Raw genomic sequence first — 16964 nt, forward strand, 5'->3', positions numbered from 1 at the left:
TGCCCTGTTGCTGGCACAGCCTCTATCCCCTAGGGTAGAAAACTCAGCTGCATCGTATGATGAGGCAGTAGCTGGTGCAGAGCGTATCCCTAGGTATTGCCTCTGGCACTGACCCTCCCGCGGGTCATCTTCATTCTCCTCAGCCTTTGATATTTGCACCCTAGCGTGGCATATACAGCACAGATAAAAATTACTATCGCAGCCTACATGAGCAACAGCCGGAATTTGGAAAGTCAATGCTAAATACGCTGCACTAGATAATCAGGCGGCGTGTAGCGGCTCTTTTGCGCGTTTCAGCCACGCATCCACCGACACTTTGGTGTAGCGGTTTCGCTTGGGAAGGCGCCGAATTTGGGAGGGCGTTACCCCAAACTTGCGCCGAAATGCCGTGGTAAAATGCGCCGGATTGGTGAAGCCCACCGACTCGGCAATTTCCTGGATCGATTGCTCCGTGAGCGTCAGCAGCTGCTCAGCTACGCGCAGGCGCTGCTCGGCGATGTAGCCAAACACGGTGGTGCCGAACAGCTGTCGGAAGCCCTTCTTGAGCTTGAAGTCGTTAGTACCAAACATGCGCGCTAGCTCCAGCAAGCTAGGTGGATCTGCATAATTGCTATCTAGGAAGTCGCGGATGCGAAAGAGCAAGTCTCGTTCGCGGGCGTTGAGGCGCGGCACGAGGCGACCTAGCTCTGCTTGTTGCTCCACAAACAGATCCATGATGCGCGCCTCCAAAAAGGCCTTCTTCAGCGTGCCTGTGTAAGGGCACTGCACAATCTGCTGGATAATCAGGCGCTGCGTGGGGCTAATCGTGGTTCCGGGCGGCAGCATCACGAACGGCTCTCCCCGACCTAAGTGTTTTTCGTGCATCGACACCCACTCCAAATTGTTGGCTATCATGTCCGTAAAAAGTTTAGGTGTTAGGTGCAGGCAAAAGCTGCTGAAGTGTTCCTGCTGCCCTCGAAACGTGTATGTATTAACCGGCGCTTCATCGCCCATCACGTTTTGGTGCCCTACGCCCACGTGCAAAGGTCGCAGGGCGCACCGGCGTGATGCCATATCGCCTTGTAGCTGGTAGTAAAACGCCACCCAGGGCTGCTCCACCGCTAGCTCTACCCGCAGTGACCGGTCGAGGCAACCGCTCATGTGGGTCATCTGCAAGCCGTCCATGAGATAGTCGGTGAAAACTAGCTCGCCGCCACCTGAGCTGTGCCAGATGGTATCGGCCTGCAACAAGCCTGCTTGTGCTCGGATGTCTGTTTGGCAATTATCAACCAACTCCGCGCTACGAAACTGAAAAAAGGGCTTCATGCAGACAGGAAAGATAACTCGTTGACCAGCAACGAGGTCATAAACATCTGCATTCTTTGGGGAGAAACAAAGAGCTGGCGTGGGAAAAAATAAAATCCGTTTCGCGAAAGTAGTTCATCGTGCGAATTCCGACTTTTATCGAGCGAATCCGACCTACTAACCTGCCATACCGCTCATATAGCTATGAACCTCACGAGTCCCCCTCCCGTTTCTCGTAACCAGTCGATGGCAACGCTGCTGCGCCTGCTGAGCGCGTGCCGTATTGCGTTGCAAAATGCGTGGGAGCCGCAAATTACAAACCGTTTACACTACTCCCCTTACTCGACGAAGCTCCGACAGCAGTTGATCCGAGTGACACGACTTTTCTGGCTGACAACGGGCCTTTTGGCTGTTGCGATGCTAGTAAGTTGGGCCCTGCAATAATAGCTTGCCCTTAGAGCTTTAATCTAACAGAGCCCAACAGAAAAAGAGCGCCCTTTCCACCAGCAGGATTTCTCCTGCTGGTGGAAAGGGCGCTCTTTTTTAATTTACCCTGCGCAGCTAGCTTCATGTAATGTGTAAAGCCGCTTCGTTACGGAGCGCTTATCCTGCTACTTGTCTGCCGTTATCTAGCTGCAACACTTGAGTCACGCTGGCCGGAATTTCCTGGGCATAGTGGCTCACATAAATCAAGGTAGCGTTGCTGACCTGGCAAATGGTATCTAGCACGTGCTTGAAGTGCTGCTGCTGCTCGGCATCTAGCCCCTGACAGGGTTCATCGAAGATGAACAAAGGTGGGTTCTTTGCCATAGCGCGCGCCAGCAAGCACAGGCGCTGCACGCTAGCAGCTACTTTCCGGAAAGGCGTAGCCGCGTATTGCTCTAGGGCTAGCACGCGCATCCAGCGCAAGGCCACCGCAGCATTTGCCGCTTGGCTTTTCCGGAAGAGACCTAGGGTGTCGTAGAAACCTGACTCGATAACCTGCTGACAAGTGTTCTGGGCCGGGAAGTACTGAAACAGCTCCGGTGATACAAACCCGATCTTCTTCTTGATATCCCAGATGCTCTCACCGCTGCCCCGCTTGCGGTCAAACAGCGTTATCTTCTTGCCGTAAGCCTGCGGATTATCGCCGTTGAGCAAGCTCAACAACGTTGATTTGCCGGCGCCATTGGGACCCACCAAGGCCCACCGCTCGCCCTGCCGCACCTCCCAACTGATCTGGTCGAGCACGCGCTTGCCGCCGTAGGAAATAGATACGTCTTCGAGCCGCGCTATCACGTCAAACGCGGGCGGGGTGGTCAGCGCAAGTAGGGCACGCAGTTCTTCTTCATCCAAAGGCGGCAGTTCCGTGGTGGCAGCTTTGTGAGTTTCAAATTCCTCACGGGTGCTTGTTCTCACCATGCGCCCCGCCTCTAGCTCGGCTACATGGGTGATGCTCGCCGGAATTTCTCCCGGTGAAGTTGCCATGATAATGGTGATGCCGGAAGCCGTAATGGCACCTAGGATGTCGTTGAAGGTGGCGCGGGTTTGCTTGTCTAGGCCAGCCAGCGGGTTGTCGAGCAGCAGCAACAGCGGATTTTTGAGCAGGGCGCCGGCAATGAGCAACCGCTTAGTTTCGCCGTTCGATAGCTTGATGAGTTGTTGCTCTTGCAGATGAGCTAGGTGCAGCGTGTCGATGGTGCGCTCATACGCCCAGAAAGGCTGCTCGGCGTACGACTTAATGGTGGCTAAATAGTGGCGCACCGTGAGGGCATCTTCCGAGTCGTGGGCGTTGAAGCGCTGCTGGTAGTAGAACTCCGTGGTGTTGGAGAGGGTCCGGAAAGCATACTTTGCTCCTACTTTTCCGATGAGCTTGCGCGGCGTCAGGAACGGGTCGGCCCCTAGGTGCTGCTGCACCTCTTCTTCCAGCAGCGGGAAGCTAGCGTTGCCCCCCATGATGTTGAAGTTGCCAGCGATGGCTTCCAGCAAAGCACTTTTCCCAGAGCCGCTTTTCCCGACCAACGCCCAGTTCTGCCCCTGCTCAACCCGAAAGGTGAGGTCGGCAAATAGCGTTTGTTGTAGGTAACGCACGGTGATGTGCTCGAAGGAAAGAACCGTATTATTCATAAGCGAACGTAGCAGGCTGACACTGGCAGGAGGGCGCAAAGCTAGGTATCGATTTGGAGGAACGCGTCACTGCGTGCCGAAACGTTGCACCTAGGTACCAGCCCAGCTAGCTTCTGCTCATGCTATTGACAGGCGTGAACCATAAGGCTCAAAAGCAAAAAAGCTCTTCCAGATGTTGGAAGAGCTTTTAAGAAGTAGGAACCTAGTGCTTAGCGGATACGGCCCCGGCCCCGGTCGCCGCCATCGTTGCCGCCCCGGTTTTCATTACCACCGCGGTTGTCATTGCCACCCCGATTATCGTTTCCTCCACGGTTTTCGTAGCCGCGATTGTCATTACCGCCGCGGTTATCATTACCACCCCGATTGTCGTTGTTGCGGTTGTCGTTGTTACGATTATCGTAACCGTTGCCACGGTTCTCATAGCCGCCGCCCCGGTTATCGTTGCCGCGGTTATTGTAGTAGCCACCGTTGTTGTACCCACGGGTATCGACGTAGCCACCGCGGTTGTTGCCACGACCATAGCCGTAGCCAGGGCCTGGATTGTAGCCCGAGTAAGGACGATTCACAATGACCGGCTGGCGGTAGTTGCCATACACACGCGACGGAACTGGGTAGCGCCAGCCGGGTCCGGCGGCATAGCCGTAGCGTGAGTAGTACACCGACCGGTGATTGCCGATGTAGTTCCACGGATTGCGACCCACGTAATCAATCACGACGGGGTGGAAGAAGCGAGGGTCGTAACCCGCGTAGACCTGGGGCAGGTAAGGCGAGCTTACCCAGTAGCCGTTGTCGAGGTACACATACTGCTGCGAGTACAGATCGTAGTAGCCGTCGATTTCAGGGATGTAGTAGTACTCTACATTAGGACCAACAGATGGCCCCCAGACGGGAGCCCCAATATTCACATTCACTCGCACTTGGGCCTCCGCGGCGCTGCTAGCTAGCAGCACACCCAGCGTGAGTCCTAAGAACGATTTTATGAGCGATTTCATGGTTGCAAAAAGTGAGGTGAGAGACGATGATACTAAAGCAACTTACGAGCCATATTCCCTTTTTTCGTGGGAATTATCCTATCAGGCTGAGCTACTTGCGTATGGTATACAAACGTGGTTTGGTGAGTGAAGTTGTGCGGCCGCAGCTAGCGCTGCGGCCCTTTGTTGTATACTGTTTAGACAATTGTACTGCGTAAAGGATTAACGCAGCTGGCCGGATATTTTAGGAGAAATCCTTCTCCTTTTGCTACCAGCAAGAGCCGAGACCTAGCTGCCGGAAGGCCACCGCTTACGCCAATTGGTTTTTGCTACTTTTACCGCCGACCTTCTCCCTTAACGATGCGCCTTACTTTGCTTCTGCTCCTACTCGGCAGTTTTGCTTTGCCGGCCTGGAGCCAACAACGGCAGCGGGCCCGGGCGTATGGCCTAGCTATTGGCGTACTGCCGACTGGTCCGCTCAACGCCATTACGGATGTGGAAGGCGTGCGCGTGGGTCACACCACGCTCGTGCAGGGCAATGCAGTCCGCACGGGCGTCACAGCCATTCTGCCGCACCCCGGCAATGTTTTTCAGCAGAAAGTACCGGCGGCTGTATTCGTAGGAAATGGGTTTGGCAAGCTCGCTGGCACGACTCAGGTGCAGGAGCTAGGTAACCTCGAAACGCCCATCATCCTGACGAATACCCTGGCCGTAGGTACGGCCCTGAATGCGGTGGTCGACTACGTGCTGCACCAGCCCGGCAACGAGCAAGTGCGCTCGGTGAATGCCGTGGTGGGCGAAACCAACGATGGCTACCTCAACGACATTCGCAGCCGCACGATCACCGAACAGCACGTGCGCGCTGCCATTGAGCAGGCGAGCAGCGGCCCAATGGCCGAGGGCAACGTGGGCGCGGGGACGGGTACCGTATGCTTTGGCTTCAAAAGCGGCATCGGCACGGCGTCGAGGCGGCTCCCGGCGAAGCTAGGGGGCTACACGGTGGGGGTGCTGGTGCAAACCAACTTTGGTGGTGTGTTGCAAGTGAACGGGGTGCGCGTGGGCGAAGCGCTAGGCCAATTTTACTTAAGCGAGCAGCTTAAAGACAAAGCCGACGGCTCGTGCATGATGGTAGTCGCGACCGACGCGCCCATGGATGCACGCAACCTAGAGCGACTCGCCAAGCGCGCCTTCCTAGGTCTTGCCAAAACCGGCGGCATTGCCACTAATGGCAGCGGCGACTACGTGCTAGCTTTTTCCACGAATGCTAGCTTGCGCATTCCGCACACCGCCACCGAACCGACGCAAACGACTACGGTGCTAACCAACGACGCCATGTCGCCGCTGTTTCTGGCCGCCATAGAAGCTACGGAAGAAGCTATTATCAATTCGTTGTTTAAAGCAGAAACCACGACCGGCGCCGACAACCATACCGTAGAAGCCTTGCCGCTGGACAAAGTCATTTCCCTCCTAAAGAAACATCATGCCCTCAAACCCTGAACTTTACGCATTCGTGCGCGGCGAAATCGTGCCGCTCGCCAGTGCTTCGCTGCACGTGAGCGACCTCTCTATTCAGCGGGGCTACGGCATCTTCGACTACTTCCGCATCCACGAAACGCAGCCCCTGTTCGTGGAAGACCACCTCGACCGCTTCTACGAGTCAGCGCGGCTGATGCAGCTTGCCGTACCGATGTCGCGCGAGGTGTTGCACAACATGATTCTGGAGCTAGCCCAGCGCAACAACCTAGCTTTATCGGGCATTAAGCTACTACTCACGGGCGGCTACTCCGACGACGGCTACACGCCCGCGCCGGACGGGGCTAGTCTGGTCATGATTCATCAGCCATTAACTATGGTGGAGCAGGCCCTTATCGATCGGGGCATCCGCATCATGAGCCACGAGTACGTGCGTGAGGTAGCGCGGGCCAAAACCATCAATTACACGATGGGCATCCGCCTCATTCAACGCGTGCGCGAACTCGGGCTAGATGATGTGCTGTATCACCAAGGAGGCGTTGTGAGCGAGTTTCCGCGCAGCAACTTCTTTATCGTGCGTCAAGACAACACCGTCGTAACGCCTGCCCTGGACATGCTGTTTGGTATCACGCGCAAGAAGGTGTTGCAACTAGCCAGCCAACAGTACCCAATAGAGGAAGGCACAGTGACGCTAGATGACATCTGGCAAGCCAAAGAAGCCTTTTTGACGAACACCACCAAGCGCCTTCTGCCTGTGGTGGAACTCGATGGCAAACCCATCGGCACCGGCAAGCCGGGCGAGGTGACGTTGTCACTGCTAGCAGCCTTTCAAGAGCTAGAGCAAGCAGAGTTAGCGAAAGCTAGCGTTGCGTAAAGTCGCTCACGGGTCCGTCGCCAAGGCGTCCGACCGGTTGTTGTCAGAACAAGCTTCGTGCGGTCGTTGCAACCCTGACAGGGCTTGAAGCCCCTGTCAGGGTTGTAGAAGAACGTGCACCTAGCTCAGGCAGACGCCCACAGCCGACAACCGGTCGGACGCCTAGGGCGTCGGACTGGTAGACGACATATCAGGTGATAATCGGTCGAGCGCCATCCACATTGGACTAGGAACAGCACCAAGTTTTGCTTCTCCGAAACACAGCGAATCCCGTATGGTCTGTCTGACTGCTTTCTACCACATACGCTGTTTTTATGTCGCTTGATCTGCAAACCAACGCTGTTATTGATACCGTGTCGCTGCCGGCGGCTACCGTACGGCGCAGCCTCGACCAGAACATTCCGGATTCCAAGACCGTGACGGGTCTGGAAGTGCGCCTCTCGCGGGTGCTCGTGAAAGACAACCGCACGGCCAAAGTGTGGCCCTTCCCCGGCTACGCCGATGTGTACTTGCTGCTCATCGTGTTCGACGATCTGCATCCAGAGCCGCAGACGATCAACCTTTCCGGCTTTACCCGCATCGACGACAACGAGGATTTGCCCGTTGATAAAACGGCCTATTACTGGAAGCAAAACACCCTCAACGAACGGGCACCCTCGCAAGTGCACTTATTGCTGTCGGTGATGAAGAGCAAAGAGCGCCTGCGCGACACCGGCACTATCCTGACCCAAGCCAAAGACTCGGCCGATTACCAAAGCCTAGTGAGTGCCGTAGTGGCTACCATCGCCAATGCGCCCGCCCAAATTGCTACGCTCCTGCTCCAACTTGGAGCCGTGGTAGGCCAGCAGCTACACGAAGTGGAAGACAAACCGCTGTTCACCCAAGTCATTAGCTTCACCGACATCAACGGCGACTTCGATACGCTCGGCAAAACGCCCATCGTGAAGATGAATCAGTACGTGCAAACGACCCTCACGCTGGTAGTGCGCGACCCAGCGCGCGAGCCAAACACCTAGGAACGCCACTTCCCGAAAGAACCAGCTGTCCTTGTGTTCCCTAGCCTCCGAGCAAGGGAATACAAGGACAGCTAGCTTTGCAGCCATTACACATCGCATTAGCCTAGCTTACAATAGCTTGCTGCTTGCGGTAGTCGGATGGTGTTTGCCCGGCGAGCTTGAGGAATGTGCGGTTGAAGTGCGACAGGTTGTTGAACCCGGCGGCGTAGCTCACCTCCGTAATGGGCATGTCCTGCAACAGCAGCAACCGAGCTTGACTGATGCGGTACTCCTGCAAAAAGTTGGTGAGCGTCTGGCCGGTCATTTTCTTGAAATAGCGGCAGAATGCCGGCACCGTTAGGTGCGTCAGGTCGGCCATTGCCTGCACAGTGATGTTTTCGGCGTAGTGCTGCTCAAGGTGCTGATACACTTCGCGCAGCCGCTGCTGCTCCCGGGCTTGCAGCGCCGACATACCCATATCGGCGTGTAGCTCTGTCACGTCGGGGGCCTCGGCAAGTTGGTAGAGGACCCGCAGCAACGTGAGCAGCCGTGCGGGCCCCGGCTCGGTGAGCATCTGGCGCAACGTAGCCCCCACGGAAGCCCGCGTAGCGGGGCCAAACGACAAGCCTTGCTGGGAACGAAGAAACAGCTGCTGCACGGCAGCTAGCTCGGGGCGCTGCAAAAATTGCTCACCCATAAAATCTTCGCGCAGCTGCAACACAATCTGCTCGAAGTCGCCTTGCTGCTCGTAGCTGAAGCTCAGGTGCGGCAAGTTCGGCCCAATAAACACCAGCTCGCCCCCTTTGTAGCGGGAAAAATGCTGCCCAATGTGCCGCCGGCCGCTCCCCTGCGGAATATAAACCAGCTCGTATTCCGGGTGGTAATGCCACAGAATATCACGCTCCAGTGCATGCGTGAAATGCAACAGGGTGAAGGAGCTGCCGGGGGTAGGCTGAATAGGTTCGAACTCCAGCTTCATGCACTATTAACGACCACGCAGCCGAAAAGATGCTCAGTAGGATAACACAAAGTTAAAATAGTATCAGAATAGGCAAATGTACAAGTAGCATGATTTAAATAATATTTATAATTTTGCATCTATAAATATTAAAGTTAGGTCGGTCCACTTGTCGCAATCCCCACAAGGACAGTATACAAGGGGTTTTTCTATTTGGTGGTGGCAGCTTCTACAAAAGCTGCATTGCACCCTTATAGCAGACCAGCCAGTTTCTTCTGGACTTGCCAGAACTCACGTGGTGCTCAATGAGCATCCTAATCCGAACTCCAATGCCTCAGTCACTCCTATTTGCGAATTCCTCCGGTTCAGTTTTGTGGGCACCCGAAGTACCCTGCTTGATGGTACGTTTTCACGGCGCCGTTCATCCGCCCCATTACCAACACCTCATGGACCAGGGCCTAGCCCTTTACAACCAACATGCGCCCGCTGATACGCCGGCCAGCTGGATTGTGGATGTGCGTCAGCTCGACACCCTACCCAACACCGTACGTCACTGGACGGCAACTAATTGGCAGCCACGCGCCTATGCTGCGGGTTTGCGGCATTTGCGCTTCGTCGAGCCCGAGCATAGCTCGCGTCAGCTGGCCTTGCAGCTGCACACCGCTACGCAAGAAGCTGCTATTGAGGAGCGTTGCCAGCTCACCCAGCACGAAACACTGAGCGCCGCCATCCAACAAGCGCAGCAAGCCACGGCAGCCACTAGCTAGGCTCAGATCCTATTCTTAACAAGGCTTAAAGCCAGGAACCGTCCTTTCGACCAGCGAGAGAAATCTCGCGTGCTGATGTGAAGTAGAAATACTGCTGCACGCGAGATTCCTCCTGCTGGTCGAAAGGACGGCCTGTTTGGCACAGACGCTTAGCTAAGCGTTCTTTCGTTTTGAGAAAGAGAAATAGGTTAACTCCGCGAGACAATCCGCGTTGGGAACAGAGTGGCACCTAGCTTTTGTGTGCTTCTTACCCTAGCTCTGCTTCCATGAACCGCAAGAACTTCTACGCCTAGGCGGCGCCTCCACCCTAGGTTTGCTGGCCTCGCAGCTGCTGGCCGGCACGGCGGCCCCGGCACCCGAAACGTATCTTTTCCAAGACGACGGCCGCATTCCCAACAGCCGCTATCCGTTGCTGGTGTACCGCAAGGCCTTTGCCGACACGGGCGCCAAGGGAGCGGCATGGCTGGAGCAGCACTTTGCGACCAACAACTGGACGAACTCCTGGCGCAACGGGGTCTTTCCGTATCATCACTACCATAGCATTTCGCACGAAGTACTGGGCGTATACAGCGGCTCGGCCCTGCTGCATATGGGCGGCGAAAAAGGCAAGCAGGTGCGCGTGCAAGCCGGCGACATCCTAGTTATTCCGGCCGGCGTGGGCCACAAGAAAATAGAAGCCTCGTCTGACTTTGGTGTGGTGGGTGCTTACCCCGATGGGCGCACCTACGACGTGCTACGCGGCGAACCTGGCGAGCGGCCCGGCGCCGATCAGCGCATTGCCGCCCTCCCTCGCCCCGCCACCGATCCGCTTACCGGCAGCCAAGGCGGCGTGCAACAACACTGGACGGCATAACTGTCATTCCGAACGAAGTGAGGAATCTGGGGTAGCTCTATCTATAGGTAAACCCAGATTCCTCACGCTGTTCGGAATGACAAGCTGAACGGCATGGCAGAATGAAGGAAACGACAGCTGGTTAGCTAGCTATGCCGCTTGCAGTATGCGCGCGGTCACGAGCAGCTGGCCTAGGTGGCGCATGGTGTGCTCGGCGGCGTGCACAAGCAAACCTAGCTTGGTAGAAGGCACCTGTGCCCGCCCGACGCCGCGCGGTTCCGGCAAGGTTGCTTCGTCGGTCGTGCGCAACTCGGCTAGCGCACGGTCTACTTGTTGGTCGAAGGCGCGCACGAGGTCGGCTACGTGGCAGGGCGGTTGCGGGCATTGGCCTTCGACGGCCAGGGCTTGTAGCTGCGTGGGGCTAAGCGCCTCCTGGCGGGCGTAGGTGAATAACCGGTCGAGCACGCCGGTGAGGTGTTGCAGGTGAAAACCGACCGAAGCCACACCGGCAGGTCGTTCCCACAGGAGGTCTTCGGGAAAATCTTGTAACAGCGCGTCGAGTTCTTCGCGGGCTTGCAAAAGTGCGTGCGCCACGGGCTGGAGCAGCGCCGGCATATCGGGCAGTGGGCCGCGCAGCCACACTTCGCGGGAGTCAACAGGTGTCATAAGCGGTTAACCAGAAAAGCTAGGTCAGGGTTGGCAATGCTGGTATTTACAGCAGCTTTATTACGCAAAAGTTGCCAAATTCAGAGGCAGAAATACGATTCGCGCCACAGATTAGCAGCAATCCTCGTATTTTTCGGAAATATTTGGCCCTTTGCCTTTTAGTACGAGCATGTTAGAAGTATCCCAGCGCGGCCGCGCCATGCCGGTGTCGCCTTATCGAAAACTGACTCCCTTCGCCGATGAAGCGAAGACACGGGGAGTTCGAGTGTACCACCTCAACATCGGGCAGCCCGATATTGAAACGCCTCCAGCAATGATGGCGGCGGTGCAGCAGGCGGATATCCGGGTGCTGGAATACAGCCCCAGCGCAGGCAGCGTGAGCTACCGCCAGAAGCTAGCCGCGTACTACCAACGCGCTGGCATGAACGTGGTACCCGAAGACATTCTGGTCACTTCGGGCGGCAGCGAAGCCATTTTCTTTGCTATGATGAGTTGCCTCAACCCCGGCGACGAAGTCATTATGCCGGAGCCGTTCTACGGTGCGTACACGGCGTTTGCCATTGCCACGACGGTGAATATTGTGCCGGTTACGTCGACCATGGACGAGGGCTTTGCTCTGCCGCCCATCAGCGAGTTTGAGAAAGTAATCACGCCGCGCACGAAGGCCATCCTGATCTGCAACCCCAACAACCCCACGGGGTACGTGTACAGCCGCACCGAGCTAGAGCAGATGCGCGACTTGTGCCTGCGCCACAACTTGTACTTCCTTTCTGACGAAGCCTACCGTGAGTTTTGCTACGACAGCGAATACTTCAGCGCATTTCAGCTGGAGGGCGCCGAGGAAAACGTAGTGCTGCTCGACACCGTGTCGAAACGCTATAGTGCTTGCGGAGCGCGCCTAGGTGCCTTGGTTACGAAGAACAAGCAACTCCAGGCGACGGCTTTGAAATTTGCTCAGATGCGCGTGAGCGCGCCGGGCTTGTCGCAGCTCATGGGCGAAGCCGCTACCGAGTTGCCCGAATCCTATTTCGAGCACACCAAAGCCGAGTACATGGCCCGCCGCGACTTGATGGTGAGCCGCTTGCGCGCAATGCCCGGCGTGTACTGCCCCGTGCCCGGTGGCGCTTTCTACGTGGTGGCCCGCCTGCCCGTCGATGACAGTGAGCAGTTTTGCCAGTGGTTGCTGGAGTCGTTCACCTACGACAACCAGACGGTGATGCTGTCACCCGGCGCCGGTTTCTACGCCACTGCGGGCCTAGGTCACGACGAGGTGCGCTTGGCTTACGTGCTCAACCTCGATGCTCTCAACGTGGCTCTCACTTGCCTCGAAAAAGGCTTGGAGGCGTATCCTGGTCGCACGCACGCGCCCGAGGAAGCAGCCCTGTTGCAGGAAGTAAAATCCTAACTTTAGCTACTCCGTAGGGGTTGTTTAACCTCTTACAAATCTGCTACTTTGATAGGCCGGCCCTTTTGCCGGCCTATTCTTTTTTCCTTCGCTTATGCTTCAGCAAGCCCCGCCCCTCGCGGCTACGCAACGCAAGAATTCGGCAGCCCTACGCTTCTGGCACTGGACGAGCGCGCTACTTATCCTGGCGCTATTGACCACGATTTTGTTTCAGTTCGTAATTGTGAAGGCCAGAGAGGCGGCTCCGCTCTTTCAGGAAACGTTGCAGAAGAGCAACATCACCCTCACTACCGATCAGGCTAGGTCACTCACGCGCATCATCTCGCATCGTATCTGGGACTGGCACATCTACCTAGGTGTCGGGCTTTCCGTGATGCTTTTATTTCGCATCATCACTGAACTGCGGCAACCCGCTACCCAAAAGTTTTCCTACAAACTGGCGCAAGTGCGCAAGCTTTTCCGCGAAGTCGGCGCTGATAGTCCCGATTACCGCCACTCGATCTTTGTGAAGTACTCCTACCTGGTTTTTTACATCATGCTGATCGTGATGGTGGTAACGGGGCTAGCGCTAATCTACGCAGATGATGTCCCCTTTCTGCATTCATTGGAGCACACCATCAAGGAGATACACAACTTTACTATGTACTTGATTCTGAGCTTCACGGCGCTGCATATCATCGGAGTAGTGCGCGCCGAGCTGACAACGGACAGAGGCATCGTATCGGATATGATCAACGGTGGCGACCAACCAACCTAGGCTCCTGCTAGTTTGACGGCGGCGCCCCGTTAAGCTAGCACACGGGTCTTCAGCTTAATTGATTCACTGCGACTTATGCTATACCAGCTAACTGGATTTCTGCTGTTGTCTATCCTAGGTATTGATCTGTTGCTTGTTGTTATACTCTATTTTTTACCGAGGATCAGGGAGCAATCCACCAGAACCTTGTGCTACGGCTTCGTGGTCCTCCTTGCACTAGCAACCTCCTTTTTTAAACTGCTCCGTATCTCTCCTTCTCTACTAGCATCCACGCCGGTGCATGTCACCGTCAAGAGTAAGCACCGCGACCTATTCCGAAGTTTCTACTATATCAAACAATACCACGGACGCACGTTCGCTACTTGGAAAAGCTACATGCCGGGTATGAGCACCGACGCGACACTAGAAGCGGAAGATGTTAAGCTGTTTTTGGCGATACAGCGGGATCATCAGTGGCTGATTACTCCAATCCGATCCATTTCTCATACGGGTGAAGCCATTGTCGACCTGGACAAAGCTAGCTTCCTACCCGACCGGACCGGTGCCATCGAAGCAGCAATTGTTGCCCGCTACAAGTGGGAAGCTGGTAACTATCTTTCTAGCTTTCTCACGCTTGTGCTCGTCGTTCTGTTGATTCAGCGGTTATGGTACCTAGGTTCCGGCATAACCAGAACCAGCCTACATGCACCCGTACACCCGAGCTTGTCCTAAACACGGCTTGTCGTTAGTCGATGAAGGCTGACCGTTAGTCTACAAAGCAGGTCAACAGTGCGTTAGCCGCGCCTGAACTGGTATATTCACCTAGGTTCAAGCAGCTAACGGCATGGCACACACAGCAGCCCAGTGGCCCATCCGGCTTCTACGGGCAATCGACGAGCACTTTTGGCTTCGCCACGGCTTGTTCTGGCTGGTGCGCACCGTGTACATGACGTGGCAATTCCTGTACGATCTGCACACGACCGCCGATTGGCAAGTGGCCCTGCGCGATTCGCTGATTCTGCTGCCGCCGCAACTAGTCGCTACTTACTCTCTGCTCTACGGTGTGCTGCCTCTGCTGTGGCGCCCCAAGCGTCGCGGGTTGTTTTTGGCGCTGCTGGCGCTATGGCTCGTGGGTACCCTAGCTCTCACGTTTGCCTATCGGTTCTTTGTCTTTATTCCCGCCCACCAGGGCGCCCACACCTCCTTCACCGATTATAATGTGGTCTTTGCCCACGGGTCGCACTTGCCGCTCTTGCTGCTCGCTGGCGTAGCGGCCTGCCTGCACGTGTACCGACAGTGGCATCAAAAAGAGCTGCTCAACGGCCAAATTAAGCAAGAGAATGCCCAAGCCGAGTTGCAACTGCTAAAAGCCCAAGTTCACCCGCACTTCCTGTTTAATACGCTCAACAACCTGTACGCCCTCACCCTGCGGCAATCCGACGAGGCGCCGATAGTGGTGGAGCGGCTAGCTAGCTTGCTCTTTTTTGTGGTGGAGCAGGGCAACGCCTCTTCCATTGCGCTGGCTGACGAAGTAGCGTTGCTGCGCAACTACATCGCGCTGGAACAACTTCGCTACGGCTCCCGATTGACCGTAGATTTTCAAGTCCAAGACCTGTCCGGTACGGCGCGCATTACGCCCTTGCTATTGCTACCGCTGGTTGAAAACGCCTTCAAACACGGTTCTGCTGAGCAACTGGGGCAGGCTAGCATTCACTTGACCCTAAATATGGTAGGCGACAATTTATACTTTGTCGTTGCGAACACTAAAAACCTAGGTTCCGATACGCACGCCAAGTCAGCGGGGATTGGCTTGCAAAATGTACGCCAGCGCTTGCAGCTGCTCTACCCCCAGCACCATTTTGAAATAGAAGCTCACGACGAAACATTCACCGTGCGGCTGATGCTGCGGTTATCCACGCACGTTGAGTTAGCCCATCCTCCTAGCGCTGAGCGGAGTGACCTGCCCGCTGATGACTCCCACACGCCGGACGCAGTTCATCTGCCCCTCGCCACTGCATTACGCTCATGAAGAACTGGCTTCGTCATCGAGTCACCCGGCACATGCTCTTTTGGGTTGCCGTCATGGGTTTCTTTCTCCTGATGCAACTGCCCGCCCACCTGCTCGCGGGCGCTGAGGTGCACGTTTTGGTCATGTTCACTAATCAACTTCCGTTGTCGCTGCTGGCCACGTACTCGTTGTTGTATGGCCTTTTGCCCTTGCTGCTGGTACGGCGACGCGTGGCACTTTTTCTCAGTGGGCTAGGCGTTTGGCTTTTCGTGTGCTGGCTGCTGACTGCGCTGCTTCGGGTGTTTGGGTTCTTGGCAATGTCTGGCCATGCGGGGGCACCCAAGCAGGCATTGCAGTGGACCGATTACCTGACGTTGCCTTACACGTTCTTCACGGTGCTGGTAACAGCTGGTGTGGCCTGCGCAATTAAAGTCAGCAACGAATGGTACAAACAGCGGCAAATCAGCCAGCAGCTACTACAACGCAAGCTCCAAACGGAGCTACAATTGCTAAAAGCGCAGCTTCAACCCACCTTCTTGTTTGACACGTTGCGCATGCTGCACACGCTCACCTCGCAAAAATCGGCCAGCTCCCCGGCGGCGGTGCTGCACTTATCGGCCCTGTTGCGCTACCTACTGTATGACAGTCAGCAAGCGATGGTACCCCTAGCCAGCGAGGTAGAGATGATACAGCACTACGTAGCCTTAGAGCAGCTGCGGCTAGGAAATCAGTGGAGGTATCGCTGAACTTTAGCGGGGCACTAGAAGCACATAACATGGCGCCGCTACTCTTGCTCCCGTTTGTGGAGAATGCTTTTCGGCGCGGCTCCGACGCGCACGCAGAGTGTTCGTGGGTGAGCCTCGACTTGGTCGTGAAGCAGAATTCACTTACTTTCAAAGTCATTAATAGTCAGAGCAATACCGAGTCTGATGCTTCTCCAGACCTAGGTCTGAGCAGTATTCGGCAGCGGCTTCAGCTTCTCTACCCCCACCAGCACGAGCTAAAAGTAGTGTCGGAGCCCGATACGCTGCTGCTTGTGCTGCACGTGCAGCTTACCCATGCTTTGCCGCCGGCACTTACCGAATTGGCGCGCACGTCTTACCCGCTTACCACCACTTTGTAGCCCGCTATGAAACTGCACTGCCTACTGGTAGATGATGAGCCGCCTGCCCTGGAAGTCCTCGAATCGTACGTTCGCGAGGTGGCGCACCTGGAGCTAGTGGCGAAATGTGACAACGCCTTGCAAGCGTTTAGCCTACTCCAACAGCATCCCGTCGATTTGATGTTTTTGGACATTAAAATGCCGAAGATGCTCGGCACCGACTTTCTGCGCAGCCTACGCCATCCGCCACAAGTTATTTTCACCACCGCCTACCGCGAGTACGCCTACGAGGGGTTCGAGCTCGATGCCGTGGATTACTTGCTCAAGCCGGTGTCGCTCGAACGGTTCCTGAAAGCAGTGGCAAAGGCGAGCAAAACCGACCTAGCTTCTCCACCGCCCGTAGAGTCTGCGCCCACCATCCACCCCGATGCTTTCCTGTATTTCCGCATTGATCGTAAGATGGTGAAAGTGGTGCTGCGCGACATTCTGTACGTGGAAGGGCTAAAGGATTACGTTAAGATTCATACCCTCGCCGGGCCGCCATTGGTAGTCAAGCAAACCATCAGCGGAATTGAGGAAAAGCTTTCGGAAAGTAACTTCCTGCGCATTCATCGCTCTTTTATCGTGGCCCTTGATAAGATCCAGACCTACAGCGCCCGTCACGTGGAAATCGCGCAGCAAGAGCTTCCTATTGGCCGCCTGTTCCGCCAGCGCGTCGATGCGGTGCTCAATTGACGGGAAGGAATCATAGGTAATCATAGGCACGTCCCGCTTCTACTAGCAGAAG

At 55.9% G+C, this 16964-nt stretch carries 18 protein-coding genes; 13 read left to right on the forward strand and 5 right to left on the reverse strand.

Going from position 1 to position 16964, the window contains the following annotated elements; all coding sequences use genetic code 11:
* Positions 1 to 261: 261 nt before the first annotated feature.
* On the reverse strand, positions 262 to 1305 hold the full coding sequence (locus SD425_RS21725; RefSeq protein ID WP_324672175.1) for an AraC family transcriptional regulator: 1044 nt from the start codon (positions 1303 to 1305) through the stop codon (positions 262 to 264).
* A 183-nt stretch (positions 1306 to 1488) separates the two neighbouring features.
* On the opposite strand from SD425_RS21725, the gene SD425_RS21730 reads away from it, so the two are divergent.
* Positions 1489 to 1728 carry a hypothetical protein gene (locus SD425_RS21730; RefSeq protein ID WP_324672176.1) on the forward strand — a complete coding sequence of 80 codons (240 nt, stop codon included), beginning with the start codon at positions 1489 to 1491 and terminating at the stop codon, positions 1726 to 1728.
* A gap of 159 nt (positions 1729 to 1887) precedes the next feature.
* On the opposite strand, the gene SD425_RS21735 is transcribed toward SD425_RS21730, so the two are convergent.
* A complete protein-coding gene (locus SD425_RS21735; RefSeq protein WP_324672177.1) occupies positions 1888 to 3390 on the reverse strand; it encodes an ATP-binding cassette domain-containing protein in 1503 nt (500 codons plus the stop codon).
* 209 nt (positions 3391 to 3599) lie between these two features.
* Positions 3600 to 4382: a hypothetical protein gene (locus tag SD425_RS21740; protein WP_324672178.1), complete on the reverse strand. Its 783-nt coding sequence runs from the start codon at positions 4380 to 4382 to the stop codon at positions 3600 to 3602.
* A 339-nt stretch (positions 4383 to 4721) separates the two neighbouring features.
* Between SD425_RS21740 and SD425_RS21745 the strand changes: the two genes are divergently transcribed.
* From SD425_RS21745 to SD425_RS21755, 3 genes are all read left to right on the forward strand, one after another.
* Positions 4722 to 5858 (forward strand): P1 family peptidase, encoded by a 1137-nt coding sequence (locus SD425_RS21745; RefSeq protein ID WP_324672179.1) that lies wholly within the window; start codon positions 4722 to 4724, stop codon positions 5856 to 5858.
* Positions 5842 to 6708, forward strand: a complete 867-nt coding sequence (locus SD425_RS21750) for an aminotransferase class IV (RefSeq protein ID WP_324672180.1) — start codon at positions 5842 to 5844, stop codon at positions 6706 to 6708. Before SD425_RS21745 ends, SD425_RS21750 begins: the two co-directional genes overlap by 17 nt.
* Positions 6709 to 7022: 314 nt before the next feature.
* Positions 7023 to 7724: a hypothetical protein gene (locus SD425_RS21755; protein WP_324672181.1), complete on the forward strand. Its 702-nt coding sequence runs from the start codon at positions 7023 to 7025 to the stop codon at positions 7722 to 7724.
* Positions 7725 to 7827: 103 nt separating this feature from the next.
* Here the strand turns inward: SD425_RS21755 and SD425_RS21760 are convergent, their stop codons facing one another.
* Positions 7828 to 8682, reverse strand: coding sequence for an AraC family transcriptional regulator (locus SD425_RS21760; RefSeq protein WP_324672183.1), 855 nt, complete (start codon positions 8680 to 8682; stop codon positions 7828 to 7830).
* Positions 8683 to 9059: 377 nt separating this feature from the next.
* Here SD425_RS21760 and SD425_RS21765 point away from each other — a divergent pair, with 377 nt between their 5' ends.
* Together SD425_RS21765 and SD425_RS21770 are read left to right on the forward strand one after the other, a co-directional pair.
* A complete protein-coding gene (locus SD425_RS21765; protein WP_324672185.1) occupies positions 9060 to 9428 on the forward strand; it encodes a hypothetical protein in 369 nt (122 codons plus the stop codon).
* A gap of 313 nt (positions 9429 to 9741) precedes the next feature.
* Positions 9742 to 10281, forward strand: a complete 540-nt coding sequence (locus tag SD425_RS21770; RefSeq protein WP_324672187.1) for a cupin domain-containing protein — start codon at positions 9742 to 9744, stop codon at positions 10279 to 10281.
* Between the two features lie 129 nt (positions 10282 to 10410).
* Here the strand turns inward: SD425_RS21770 and SD425_RS21775 are convergent, their stop codons facing one another.
* On the reverse strand, positions 10411 to 10926 hold the full coding sequence (locus SD425_RS21775; protein WP_324672188.1) for a DinB family protein: 516 nt from the start codon (positions 10924 to 10926) through the stop codon (positions 10411 to 10413).
* Positions 10927 to 11095: 169 nt separating this feature from the next.
* On the opposite strand from SD425_RS21775, the gene SD425_RS21780 reads away from it, so the two are divergent.
* From SD425_RS21780 to SD425_RS21810, 7 genes are all read left to right on the forward strand, one after another.
* Positions 11096 to 12331, forward strand: coding sequence for a pyridoxal phosphate-dependent aminotransferase (locus SD425_RS21780; protein ID WP_324672189.1), 1236 nt, complete (start codon positions 11096 to 11098; stop codon positions 12329 to 12331).
* Between the two features lie 94 nt (positions 12332 to 12425).
* The gene (locus SD425_RS21785; protein WP_324672190.1) at positions 12426 to 13088 is read left to right on the forward strand and encodes a cytochrome b/b6 domain-containing protein; all 663 of its coding nucleotides are present in this window, start codon (positions 12426 to 12428) and stop codon (positions 13086 to 13088) included.
* 276 nt (positions 13089 to 13364) lie between these two features.
* The gene (locus SD425_RS21790; RefSeq protein WP_324672192.1) at positions 13365 to 13799 is read left to right on the forward strand and encodes a hypothetical protein; all 435 of its coding nucleotides are present in this window, start codon (positions 13365 to 13367) and stop codon (positions 13797 to 13799) included.
* A gap of 112 nt (positions 13800 to 13911) precedes the next feature.
* A complete protein-coding gene (locus SD425_RS21795; RefSeq protein ID WP_324672194.1) occupies positions 13912 to 15096 on the forward strand; it encodes a sensor histidine kinase in 1185 nt (394 codons plus the stop codon).
* On the forward strand, positions 15093 to 15821 hold the full coding sequence (locus tag SD425_RS21800; RefSeq protein ID WP_324672196.1) for a histidine kinase: 729 nt from the start codon (positions 15093 to 15095) through the stop codon (positions 15819 to 15821). The genes SD425_RS21795 and SD425_RS21800 overlap by 4 nt, the downstream gene beginning before the upstream one ends.
* Positions 15822 to 15850: 29 nt before the next feature.
* On the forward strand, positions 15851 to 16198 hold the full coding sequence (locus SD425_RS21805; RefSeq protein ID WP_324672198.1) for a hypothetical protein: 348 nt from the start codon (positions 15851 to 15853) through the stop codon (positions 16196 to 16198).
* 6 nt (positions 16199 to 16204) lie between these two features.
* The gene (locus SD425_RS21810) at positions 16205 to 16912 is read left to right on the forward strand and encodes a LytTR family DNA-binding domain-containing protein (RefSeq protein WP_324672200.1); all 708 of its coding nucleotides are present in this window, start codon (positions 16205 to 16207) and stop codon (positions 16910 to 16912) included.
* Positions 16913 to 16964 lie beyond the last annotated feature (52 nt).

Origin of the sequence: Hymenobacter sp. GOD-10R (genome assembly GCF_035609205.1) — a bacterium.
Classification (GTDB): domain Bacteria; phylum Bacteroidota; class Bacteroidia; order Cytophagales; family Hymenobacteraceae; genus Hymenobacter.